Raw genomic sequence first — 11,612 nt, forward strand, 5'->3', positions numbered from 1 at the left:
GCCTCAGCCCTTCTCGCGGTTCAGGGACAGGTCGAAGAGGATGTTGACGCCGTTGAGCAGCGACTGCCCCTTGGCCCGTGAGTAGTCGGTGTAGCGGATCGACACCGGGGACTCGACCACATGGAGGTCGGAGCGGGCGAGGAAGCCGGTGATCTCCGAGGCGTGCGCCATGCCGTTCATGGTGATGTGCACCTGGGCGGCGGCGGACCGGTTGAACAGCCGCAGCCCGTTGTGCGCGTCGGAGAGCTTCAGCCGGCGGGCGGTGGGGCTGACCGCGGCCGCGGTGCGCAGCACCAGGCGCTTGGTCCAGGGCACTTCGACCCGTTCGCCGCCGGGCCGCAGGAAGCGCGAGCCGAGCACCACGTCGGCGGCGCGGGCCCGGGCGACGGCCAGCATGGTGATGACGTCCTCGACGCGGTGCTGGCCGTCGGCGTCGAAGGTGACGAACCGTTCGGCGCCCGGCTGGGACAGCGCGTAGTGCAGCCCGGTCTGGATCGCCGCGCCCTGGCCGAGGTTGACGGGGTGTTGGACGAGGTGGGCGCCGCTGCCGACGATCTCGGCCGGGGAGCCGTCGGCGCTGCCGTCGTCGACGCAGACGACGTTGGGGAAGGTCCGCAGCGCCTCGGCCACCACGCCGGCCACGACCGGTGCTTCGTTGTAGACCGGGATGATCAGCCAGACGTCACCGAAGGTGCGCTTGTCGGCAAGGCGCGGCGCGCTGGAGATCGCCATGGGAGCGCACCTTTCGTCAACTATTCAACCGATTGCGGATGCTCCGCGGGTTCCGGGAAGTTGGCCCCCTGTATGGCATCCGTCCACCCAGCTTGACGGTCGAAGTGACGCGAAGGTTGCTTCCTGATGGCATAAGTCACCCGGATGGAGAGCAGGATCGCGGTGATGGCCGCCCCGACGGCATAGGCGATCTCGACCCGGTCACGGATCGGCAACGGACTGAACGTCACTCCGAGCAGCGCGGCGGTGCCGATCGCCCACGACAGCAGCTGCCGTCCGTGGCCCCCGGTGGTCTGCAACGCCTGGCCGAGCACCGAGGCGAGCATGTAGCAGAGCGTGCCGGCCGACAGCCAGGCGAAGTCCGTCCAGCCGAGCAGGTCGGGCGACCCGAACAGCCGCGGCACCAGCCACGGCCCCAGCGCCACCGCCACCACCCCGCCGGTGCCGCCCAGCAGCCCGGTGAACGCCGCGGTACGCAGCAGCAGTTGGCGGTACGCGGCCCGGTCGCCGGCCGCGACGGCCTCGGACAGCCCGCGCAGCAGCGACGCCTGGAGCGAACCGAAGACGAACAGCGGCACCCGGGCCAGCACCACCGCGGACAGCAGCGCGGTGATGAACGCGGTGTCGTCCGGCGCCAGCAGCTTGACGCTGATCACCGAGATGTTGACGAGCAACTGGGCCAGCAGCGTGGAGGGGATCAGCGCGAGCAGCCCGGACCACAGGGCCCGCCACGGCATCGGCGGCGACAGCCGCAGCGCCGTCGACCCGCCCGGCGCCGCCTCCGCCGCGCCCTCCCCCGTGGCGGTGGGCGCGGGCTCCTGGCCCGGGCGCCCGGCGCCCGGGCCCGCCTCGGCCGCCGCGACCCGCAGGCCCGCCGCGTCCTTCGCGCCGTACCGCGCCGCGCGCCGCACCCACGGCAGGGTCGCCACCACCGACAGCAGCGTCGGCACCGTCAGCACCGCGGCGAACAGCAGCGGCGAGTGCGTCCCGGCCGCCGCCAGCACCACCGAGAACACCACCCGCAGCACCCCGTCCAGCGCCAACTGCGCGCCGTACGCGGTGAACCGGCCGGTGCCGGCGAGCATGCCGCGGGTCACGTACGCCACCGACAGCGCCCCGAACGCCGCGCACAGCGCGCCGACCAGGGACAGGTTGCCGTCGAAGAGCCGGTTCGCGACCGGGTGGGCGAGGGCCGCCACCGGCACGCACACCGCGGCCAGCAGCCCCAGCGAGGTGGCCAGTCCGCGGCGCAGCACCGGGCCGGTGCCCTGCCCCGCCACCACCCGGGCCGCGACCAGCCGGGTCATCTCCTGCTCGATCGGGAAGAACAGCCCGAGCCCGACCGAGAAGACCAGGGTCCACAGCACCGACACCCCCGCCATCCGGTCGGACGGCAGGGTCCGACCGGCGGCGGCGAGCTGGATGTAACTGGCCAGGCCCAGCACCGCGGTGCCCGCGCCGACCAGCGCGGTGCCCGGTGGCAGCACCTCCAGTGCCCGCCGCCCCCACCGCCGGGCCCGCCCGCCGGCCCGGCCGGCCGGGGCCTCAGCCACGTTCGGCTGCCACCAGGGCGGGGAACGCCTCGGCCAGCGCCGCGCGCCAGTCCCGGATCGGCTCGATGCCGGCCGCCTGCCAGCGGTCGTGCCCGAGCACGCTGTACGCCGGGCGCGGCGCGGGCCGCGCGAACGCCTCGCTGGTGGTGGGGTGGACCCGCTCGGGGTCCGCGCCCAACAGCCGGAAGATCTCCCGGGTGAAGCCGAACCAGGTCGTCTCACCCGAGCTGGTGCCGTGGTAGACGCCGGCCGGCGCGTCCCCGGCGAGCGCCGCCGTGCCCAGCCGGACCAGGTGGTCGGCGAGGTCCGCGGTCCAGGTGGGCTGGCCGCGCTGGTCGTCCACCACGTCGAGGGTGTCCTTGACGCCCTCCAGCCGGATCATCGTGCGCACGAAGTTGCCGCGCGCCGCGCCGTACAGCCACGCGGTGCGGACCACGTAGCCGTCCTCGGGCAGGGTGTCGAGCACCGCCCGCTCACCGGCCAGCTTGGTGCGCCCGTAGGCGCCGCGCGGGCCGGTGGGGGCGTCCTCGGCGTACGGGCGGTCCGCGTCACCGGCGAAGACGTAGTCGGTGGAGACATGCAGCAGCTTCGCCCCGGCCTTGGCGCACGCCTGCGCGAGGTGGCGGGGGCCGTCGGCGTTGATGGCCGCGGCCTCCGCCTCGCGGGTCTCCGCGTCGTCGACCCCGGTCCAGGCCGCGCAGTTGACGACGAGGACCGGCTGGTGCTCGGCGATCGCGGCGGCGACCGCCTCGGGGTCGGTGATGTCCAGGGCGGTGCTGCCCAGGGCCACCACCGCGGCCCCCGGCTCGGTCCGCAGCCGGACCAGCAGGTCCTGGCCCAGCATTCCGGCGGCTCCGGTCACCAGCCACGTCGCGTTCGGCGGTTTCACAGTTTGGCGCGCTCCTTCAGCGGCTCCCACCAGGCCCGGTTCTCCCGGTACCAGGCGACGGTCTCGGCCAGGCCGGTCGCGAAGTCCTTCCGCGGCTCGTAGCCCAGCTCGGTACGGATCTTGGTGCAGTCCACCGAGTAGCGGCGGTCGTGGCCCTTGCGGTCCTCGACGTACTCCACGCTGTCCCAGCCGGCGCCGCACGCTTCGAGCAGCAGGCCGGTCAGCTCCTTGTTGGACAGCTCGGTGCCGCCCCCGATGTTGTAGACCTCTCCCGGGCGGCCGAGGTTCCGTACCAGGTCGATGCCCTGCACGTGGTCGTCGATGTGCAGCCAGTCCCGGACGTTGCCGCCGTCGCCGTACAGCGGCACCGTGCCGCCGTCCAGCAGGTTGGTGATGAACAGCGGGATGACCTTCTCCGGGAAGTGGTGGTGCCCGTAGTTGTTGGAGCAGCGGGTCACCCGCACGTCCAGGCCGTGGGTGCGGTGGTAGGCGAGCGCGATCAGGTCGCTGGACGCCTTGGCCGCGGAGTACGGCGAGTTCGGCTGGAGCGGGTCGGTCTCGGGCCAGGAGCCCTCGGAGATCGAGCCGTACACCTCGTCGGTGGAGATGTGCACAAAGGTCCGCACGTCGTTGCGGAGCGCGCCGTCCAGCAGCGTCTGGGTGCCGGCCACGTTGGTGGTGATGAACTCGGTGGCGCCCAGGATCGAGCGGTCGACGTGCGACTCGGCGGCGAAGTGCACCACCTGGTCGTGCTCCGCCATCAGCTTGTCCACCAGCCCGGCGTCGCAGATGTCGCCCTGCACGAAGCGGAAGCCGGGGTGGTCGCGGACCTCGTCGAGGTTCGCGGGGTTGCCGGCGTAGGTCAGCTTGTCCAGGACGGTGATCGCCACGTCGCCGGGGCCGGTGGGGCCGAGCAGCGTACGGACGTAGTGGGAGCCGATGAAGCCGGCCCCGCCGGTCACCAGTATGCGGTCGGTCATGAGGAGATCTGCACCTTGCTGTGATCGCCGAGCACCAGGCGGTGCGCGGCAGGGTTGCGGGGGGCCGGGGTGACTTCGACGTTGCGCCCGATCAGCGACGCCTCGATGCGGCGGACGCCGGTCAGCGAGGAGTCGCGCAGCAGTATCGAGTACTCGATCTCGCTGTCCTCGATCCGGCAGTTCTCCGACACGGAGGTGTACGGGCCGACGTAGGCGTCGTTGACGACCGTGCCGGGGCCGATGACGACCGGGCCGACGATACGGCTGCCGGACACCTTCGCCCCGGCCTCGATCCGGACCCGGCCGATGATCTCGCTCTGGTCGTCGACCTCGCCGAGCACCTCCGGCTCGAGGGTGTCCAGCACCGACCGGTTGACCTCCAGCATGTCGGTGACGTTGCCGGTGTCCTTCCAGTAGCCGGAGATGGTGGTGGAGCGCACGTCGCGCTGGTCGTCGATCAGCCACTGGATGGCGTGGGTGATCTCCAGCTCGCCGCGCCAGGACGGCTTGATCGCGCGCACCGCCTCGTGGACGGCGGGGGTGAACAGGTAGACGCCGACCAGCGCCAGGTCGCTCTTGGGCTGCTTCGGCTTCTCCTCCAGGTTCTTCACCCGCCCCTGCGCGTCGAGTTCGGCGACACCGAAGGAGGTCGGGTTCGGCACCCTGGTGAGCAGGATCTGCGCGTCGGGCCGCTCCGCGCGGAACTCCTCGACCAGGCCGGAGATCCCGCCGACGATGAAGTTGTCGCCGAGGTACATCACGAAGTCGTCGTCGCCGAGGAACTCCCGTGCGATCAGCACCGCGTGCGCCAGCCCGAGCGGCGCCTCCTGCGGGATGTACGTGACATCGATACCGAGGGCGGAGCCGTCGCCGACCGCTTCCCTGATCTCCTCGGCGGTGTCGCCGACGATGATGCCCACCTCGGTGATGCCGGCCTCGGCGATGGCCTCGAGGCCGTAGAACAGCACCGGCTTGTTGGCGACCGGTACCAGCTGCTTGGCGGAGGTGTGAGTGATCGGTCGGAGGCGGGTGCCCGCCCCGCCGGAGAGCACAAGTGCTTTCACGTTAGGTGTCCCATGCAGACGGAGTCGGAGGCGGTCACTGCGGGTCGCGACCCGCGCCCCCGGCTGCGAGCATACCCGGACCGCCATGGCGCGTTCAGTTCCCGTACACCCGTGCCGGGCCGGGAGCCGGCACGGGTGTCAGGCAGCGTCCGACGCTGCCGGATGTCGGCCAGGTCCTAGGTCGTGGCCTGCGCGGCCGGGCCGCCGAACAGATCGGCGTCATCCGTCTGGCCCAGCGCGGCCTGCTGCGCCAGGCGCACGTCGGCCCGGTGCGCCAGATCGCGCACGGCCTGCGAGAACCGCTCGATCGAGGTCGGGTGGTCCGGGCCGAGCAGGTACTGCTTGATCTCCTTGCGCGCCCCGGCCAGCGGGTCCTGCTCCGGGCTGACCACGGCCGTGACCAGCTCGCCGACCCGGGCCGCGGAGTTGTCCAGCACGAGGGCGGCACGGGCGGCGGTGTTCTGCCGCTTGAACTCCTCCTCGCCCAGCCCGGCGGAGTCGGTGATGGCGTACGGCTTGCCGGTCGCCACGAAGTCCGACACCACGCTGGAGATGTCCGAGACCATCGCGTCGGACTCGTTGAAGCACTCGTACAGGTGAGGCATCGGGCCGGTGACGACCTGGTGCTCCCAGGCGCTCAGCGACTGCCAGTACGCGGCGTTCCAGCGGCCGCGCAGCTCCGCGAGGCGCGCGGCCAGCTGCGGGTCGGCGATGGAGTCGCGGGACATGGTCGCCATGTCGCCGTCCGCGGCCGTCGACTCGGCCACCAGCGCGTCCAACTCGCTCTGTATCGAGGCGAGTTCGGCGCCGGCCGCGGCCTGCGCCGCCTTGCCCTCGGCGATCCGGGCCGCCCACGCCGGGTCGGCGGCGCGCTCGGCGTTCGCCTTCGCCAGCACCGCGACCACCTTCTCGTGGGCGCGCTTCGCCTTCGGGTTGACGGTGCCGGTGAAGGGGTGCGGCTTGTACAGCACCCGCACCGGGGTCGCCGACGACACCAGGCCGCGCATGATGTTGGCGCCCGCCAGGATCAGCGAGGTGTTGCCGGGCTCGTCGGTCCAGCCCTCCCAGGTCGGCGCGTACAGCACGGTGGGGATACCGGCCGCGGCCGAGCCGTCCCAGGCGGTGATCCCGGCCAGCTGCGGCCGGCCCACCTCCACCACGTCCTCGTCGCGCACGCCGACGTCGGCCAGCGCATACCGGTCGCGGCCCGCCTTGCCGGCCGTCCACACCTCGTCGTACGCCTTGCTGAACGGGTTGATGCTGGCGACCTTGTCGCTGTCGCCGTGGCCGACGAAGACGTGCTTCATGCTCGGCACCCGCAGCAGGTGGATGTTCTTGCCGACGTTCGCCGGGTACAGCGCGACCCGCACCGTGGACAGGTCCATGTTCATCAGGTGCACCGCGCCCGGCACGCACAGCACCGGCACCGCGGTGTCGGCGAGCTGGAGCAGGATCGCCCGCTCGCGCAGGATCACCAGCGGCCGCTCCCCCGGCAGGTCCGCCATCGTGTCCAGCCACATGTTGACCTGGTACGCGGAGTCCGGGGAGCCGGAGAAGTACAGCACCGTGGTCGGCCGGTAGGAGCGCAGCCAGGTGTCCATGAAGGCCAGCGCCTCGTCCGTCTTCGCCGGCAGCCGGCGGCGGGTGAGGTACGGCGCCAGCGCCAGCGTGTACAGCACGCCCAGGCCCAGCGTCAGCACGGCACCGGCGTAGACGTACCCGATGTGCCCGGCCTTGGCGTAGATCAGGAAGCCGGCCGCCGCGAACAGGTCCAGGTGCAGCATCTTCTCCGCGGCACGCGAGGTCAGCGCGGTCGGCGGCGCCTTGGTGATGCGCATCCCGCCCAGGTCGATGTTGCGGGTGCCGAACGGCAGCTTGCGGCGGTTGCGGATCAGCGTGACCAGTGCCGAGTGCGGGGCCTGCATGCCGTAGAAGACCAGGAAGCAGACGATGGCCGCGGAGAACGCCCGGCTGTTGGCCAGGTTGAGCTGCGCCATCAGCAGCACCAGGGTCAGCTCACGCAGCAGGAAGCGCAGCGACAGCCCGGCCCGGGCCTTGCTCAGCCGGTTGATGAGGTACGAGCGGCGCCGGTGCAGGTACCAGTCGGTCGCGTAGCTGACCACGCCGGCGGCCACGAAGAACCACAGGCTCGGCAGCAGCGCGGCGACGACCAGGCACGGGTAGCTGAGGAGCATGAGCAGCGCGGCGGCGAGTTCGCCGCCGGACGCCACACGCGCCAGGCGAATGGCTTTTGAGATCACGGGGTGACTGCTCCAGTGCGATGTCGAACGGGACGTCGAATGGGAAAAAGGCGGGGGTCGGGGGCCTGGTCGGCCTCATCAACGGACGAAGTCCCTGGGCGCACCGCAGCACACGGGCCCAAGGACTGTCGATCCGATCCTGGCAAGACTACTGCTCGTCCTCCCCCTGGGCGAGGACATGGGCCAGCGCACGTTCGATCCCGGAGGCACCGGACAGGCCCTGCATCGGGTCCTGCTGGCGGACGTCGATCACATGGCCGGTGAGGGTGGACAGCAGCACGTCGAGCGAGGTGCGGGCGACCGCCTCCGAGGAGAGCAGGGTGCCGGCCGGCTCCTGCCCGAACGCCTTGGTGCGCATCGGGGTCGCGGTCCGCTCGGGGTTGACGCAGTTGACGCGGATGCCGTCGCCGGCCCACTCGTCGGCGAGCGCCTGGGTGAGGTTCACCATGGCGGCCTTGGTGGAGGAGTACAGGCTGTACTCGGCGCGTCCCCGGGTGTAGCTGCTGGAGGTGTAGAGCAGCAGCTGGCCGCGGGTCTCGGCGAGGTACTTGTGCGCGGCCCGGGCGATCTGCACCGGGGCGAGGTAGTTGACCCGCAGCGCCTCCTCGATGGTGGCGTTGTCGGTCTCGGCGAGCTTGCCGATCCGCAGCACCCCGGCGGTGTTCACCACGTAGTCGATCCGGCCGGTCTCCGCGTACGCCCGCGACAGCGCGTCGTCGACGTGCTCGGGGTCCTCGACGTGGGTGCCGGTGGTGGAGCGGCCGAGCGCGAAGACCTTCGCGCCGTACCCCTCGGCCATCGCCGCGATGTCGGCGCCGATGCCGTAGGAGCCGCCGAAGACCACCAGGGTCTTGCCGGCGAGCAGCTCGCGGTAGGCGGCCTCGTCGGACTGGCCGGGGGCGGCGGTGGAGGCGAGCTGGAAGAGCTTGTCGGCGATGAAGACGTCCACCGGGGTGGTCACCTTCATGTTGTGCTCGTCGCCGGGGACGACGTAGATCGGCACGTCGGGCAGGTAGCGCAGCACGACCGAGCAGTCGTCGGTGGCCTGGAAGTTCGGGTCGCCGCCGGCCACCTCGTACGCCCGGCGGATGGTGGACAGCCGGAACGCCTGCGGGGTCTGGCCGCGGCGCAGCCGGGAGCGGTCGGGCACCTCGGTGATGAACTCGCCGTCGCCGCCGTGGGTGCGGGTGACGATGATGGTGTCCGCGGAGGGGATCGCCACGTCCACCGCTTCGTACCGCTCCAGCGCGGTCACGCAGTCGGCGATGACCCGCTCGGAGATCAGCGGGCGCACCGCGTCGTGGAACAGCACGTTGCTGTCCTCGCCCGGGGCGAGGCCCTCGCTCAGCGCGGCGATGGCGCGCTCGGTGGTCTCGTTGCGCGTCGCGCCGCCCTCGATCACCCGGCTGACCTTCTTCAGCCCGGCCTTGGCGACGATCTTCTCCACGTCGGGGACGTAGCCCGGCGCCATCAGCACGATGACGTCGTCGATCGCGTCCGACTGCTCGAAGATGGCGAGCGTGTGCTCGATCACCGCCTTGCCGGCGATCTTCAGCAGCTGCTTGGGAATCGACAGGCCGACCCGCTGCCCGGTACCCCCGGCGAGGATGACGGCGGTGGTACGGGTCTGGGCATGGTGCTGGGACACGTGAGACCTACCTAGCGGCAACAAGAGATACGGGGATCGTCTCACCCCCGGTAACCGTCTCGCAAGGCGGGGTTCACCCAACCATGGGGCAGCACGGGCCGGTGCGCGTCAACCGCCGAAGGGGTGGAACTCGTCGTACGCCTCCGCAGCCTCGTCGTGTTCGGCCTGCCGGTCCCGGCGGCGGGCGGCGGCGGGCCGCGGCGCGTCGAAGCGGTGGTCCTCACCGCGGCGCCCCAGCATCTCCGCGCCGGCCGCGAGCGACGGCTCCCAGTCGAAGACGACCGCGTCGTCCTCCGGGCCGATCGCCACGCCGTCGCCCGCCTTCGCACCGGCCTTGACCAGCTCGTCCTCCACGCCGAGCCGGTTGAGCCGGTCCGCGAGGTAGCCCACCGCCTCGTCGTTGCTGAAGTCCGTCTGCCGCACCCAGCGCTCGGGCTTCTCCCCGCGCACCCGGTACAGCTCGCCGTCGAAGGCGACGGTGAAGCCGGCGTCGTCGACCGCCTGCGGGCGGATCACCACGCGGGTGCTCTCCTCGACCGGGCGGGCCGCGCGGGTCTCGGCGACGATCCCGGCGAGCGCGAACGACAGCTCCTTCAGCCCGGCGTGCGAGACCGCGGACACCTCGAAGACGCGGTAGCCGCGCTCCTGGAGCTCCGGCCGGATCATCTCGGCCAGCTCCCGGCCGTCGGGCACGTCGACCTTGTTGAGCACGACCAGCCGCGGCCGGTCCTCTAGCCCGCCGCCATACGCCCGCAGCTCCGCCTCGATGACGTCGAGGTCGGTCACCGGGTCGCGGTCGGACTCCAGGGTCGCGGTGTCCAGCACGTGCACCAGCACCGAGCAGCGCTCGACGTGCCGCAGGAACTCCAGGCCCAGCCCGCGGCCCTGGCTCGCGCCGGGGATCAGCCCGGGCACGTCGGCGATCGTGTAGACGGTGGAACCGGCGTTGACCACGCCGAGGTTCGGCACCAGCGTGGTGAACGGGTAGTCCGCGATCTTCGGCTTGGCCGCGGAGAGCACCGAGATCAGCGAGGACTTGCCCGCGCTCGGGTAGCCGACCAGCGCCACGTCGGCGACGGTCTTCAGCTCCAGCACGATGTCCCGGGCCTGCCCGGGCACGCCGAGCAGCGCGAAGCCGGGTGCCTTGCGGCGGGCGGAGGCGAGCGCCGCGTTGCCCAGGCCGCCGCGGCCGCCCTGCCCGGCGACATAGGTGGTGCCCTGGCCGACCAGGTCGGCGAGGACGTTTCCGTGCCGGTCCTGGACCACGGTGCCGTCCGGGACCGGCAGCACCAGGTCGGTGCCGTCCTTGCCGGAGCGGTTGCCGCCCTCGCCGGGCTTGCCGTTGGTGGCCTTGCGGTGCGGGCTGTGGTGGTAGTCGAGCAGGGTGGTCACGTCCTGGTCGACGACGAGGACGACATCCCCGCCCCGCCCGCCGTTGCCGCCGTCCGGGCCGCCGAGCGGCTTGAACTTCTCCCGGTGCACGGAGGCGCAGCCGTGGCCCCCGTTACCCGCGGCGACATGCAGTTCGACGCGGTCCACGAAGGTGGTCATGGGTGCTTCCTCCAGAACGTACGGGTTTCACACGGTTCTTACGGTCCTACAGGACCAGTAACACGCCGAGGGCGGCCCCGCTTCCCGGAGTCCGGGAAACGGGTCCGCCCTCGAATGGTTCTACGGCCTGCCTCAGGCGGCCGGAACGATGTTCACCACGCGGCGACCGCGCTTCACGCCGAACTCGACCGCACCGGCGGACAGGGCGAACAGCGTGTCGTCCTTGCCGATGCCGACGCCGGAGCCCGGGTGGAAGTGGGTGCCGCGCTGGCGGATGATGATCTCACCGGCGTTGACGACCTCGCCGCCGAAGCGCTTCACACCGAGCCGCTGAGCATTGGAGTCGCGCCCGTTCCGGGTGGACGATGCGCCCTTCTTGTGTGCCATCTCTCCTCAGTCCCTTACTTCGCAGCCGCGGCGGGGATGCCAGTGATCTTCAGCGCCGTGTACTGCTGGCGGTGACCCTGGCGACGGCGGTAACCGGTCTTGTTCTTGTAGCGCAGGATGTCGATCTTCTGGCCCTTGTGGTGGTCCACGATCTCGGCCTCGACCTTGATCCCGGCGAGCACCCACGGGTCGCTGGTGACGGCCTCGCCGTCGACCACGAGCAGCGTCGAGAGCTCGACGGCGTCGCCGACCTTGCCGGTGGGAATCCTGTCAACCTCGACGATGTCGCCGACGGCCACCTTGTGCTGGCGGCCACCGCTACGCACGATCGCGTACACGCGGAACTCACTCTCGCTCGATTTCGAAACCCCTGATGCCAGCACCCCATGTCCTGCCGCGGGGGGCCTCTCCCGGGGAGACCGGGAGGAAAGTGCTCAGTGGATGGCGCAGAAACGCCGAGGGTCAAGGCTACGGAGTGCCTTCCCCCGGGTCAAATCCGCCCGGGCTGCCCCGTCCTGTCGGGTTCCCCCGCCCCTGGCGGTCGCGT

10 protein-coding genes are annotated in these 11,612 nt (G+C 71.5%); all 10 read right to left on the reverse strand.

Annotation, left to right across the window (positions count from 1 at the left end):
- Nucleotides 1-3: 3 nt before the first annotated feature.
- The gene (locus tag WA788_RS28600) at nt 4-732 is read right to left on the reverse strand and encodes a glycosyltransferase family 2 protein (protein ID WP_335982115.1); all 729 of its coding nucleotides are present in this window, start codon (nt 730-732) and stop codon (nt 4-6) included.
- Between the two features lie 20 nt (nt 733-752).
- A complete protein-coding gene (locus WA788_RS28605; RefSeq protein ID WP_335982117.1) occupies nt 753-2,285 on the reverse strand; it encodes a lipopolysaccharide biosynthesis protein in 1,533 nt (510 codons plus the stop codon).
- A complete protein-coding gene (gene rfbD / locus WA788_RS28610) occupies nt 2,278-3,174 on the reverse strand; it encodes a dTDP-4-dehydrorhamnose reductase (protein WP_335982119.1) in 897 nt (298 codons plus the stop codon). The genes WA788_RS28605 and rfbD overlap by 8 nt, the downstream gene beginning before the upstream one ends.
- Nucleotides 3,171-4,154 carry a dTDP-glucose 4,6-dehydratase gene (gene rfbB, locus WA788_RS28615; protein ID WP_335982121.1) on the reverse strand — a complete coding sequence of 328 codons (984 nt, stop codon included), beginning with the start codon at nt 4,152-4,154 and terminating at the stop codon, nt 3,171-3,173. Before rfbB ends, rfbD begins: the two co-directional genes overlap by 4 nt.
- Nucleotides 4,151-5,218 carry a glucose-1-phosphate thymidylyltransferase gene (locus WA788_RS28620; protein WP_335982124.1) on the reverse strand — a complete coding sequence of 356 codons (1,068 nt, stop codon included), beginning with the start codon at nt 5,216-5,218 and terminating at the stop codon, nt 4,151-4,153. The genes rfbB and WA788_RS28620 overlap by 4 nt, the downstream gene beginning before the upstream one ends.
- A 176-nt stretch (nt 5,219-5,394) precedes the next feature.
- A complete protein-coding gene (locus tag WA788_RS28625) occupies nt 5,395-7,479 on the reverse strand; it encodes a hypothetical protein (RefSeq protein ID WP_335982126.1) in 2,085 nt (694 codons plus the stop codon).
- Nucleotides 7,480-7,627: 148 nt separating this feature from the next.
- Nucleotides 7,628-9,127 (reverse strand): bifunctional cytidylyltransferase/SDR family oxidoreductase, encoded by a 1,500-nt coding sequence (locus WA788_RS28630; RefSeq protein ID WP_335982128.1) that lies wholly within the window; start codon nt 9,125-9,127, stop codon nt 7,628-7,630.
- Nucleotides 9,128-9,235: 108 nt separating this feature from the next.
- Complete coding sequence (gene obgE, locus WA788_RS28635; protein ID WP_335982129.1) at nt 9,236-10,678, reverse strand: GTPase ObgE; 1,443 nt, start codon at nt 10,676-10,678, stop codon at nt 9,236-9,238.
- A gap of 132 nt (nt 10,679-10,810) precedes the next feature.
- Entirely contained in the window at nt 10,811-11,065 is a 255-nt protein-coding gene (gene rpmA / locus WA788_RS28640; RefSeq protein ID WP_335982131.1) for a 50S ribosomal protein L27, read from the reverse strand.
- Between the two features lie 14 nt (nt 11,066-11,079).
- Nucleotides 11,080-11,403 (reverse strand): 50S ribosomal protein L21, encoded by a 324-nt coding sequence (rplU, locus tag WA788_RS28645; protein WP_103889203.1) that lies wholly within the window; start codon nt 11,401-11,403, stop codon nt 11,080-11,082.
- Nucleotides 11,404-11,612: the final 209 nt, after the last annotated feature.

Origin of the sequence: Streptomyces sp. CA2R106, assembly GCF_037034245.1 — a bacterium.
GTDB lineage: Bacteria > Actinomycetota > Actinomycetes > Streptomycetales > Streptomycetaceae > Actinacidiphila.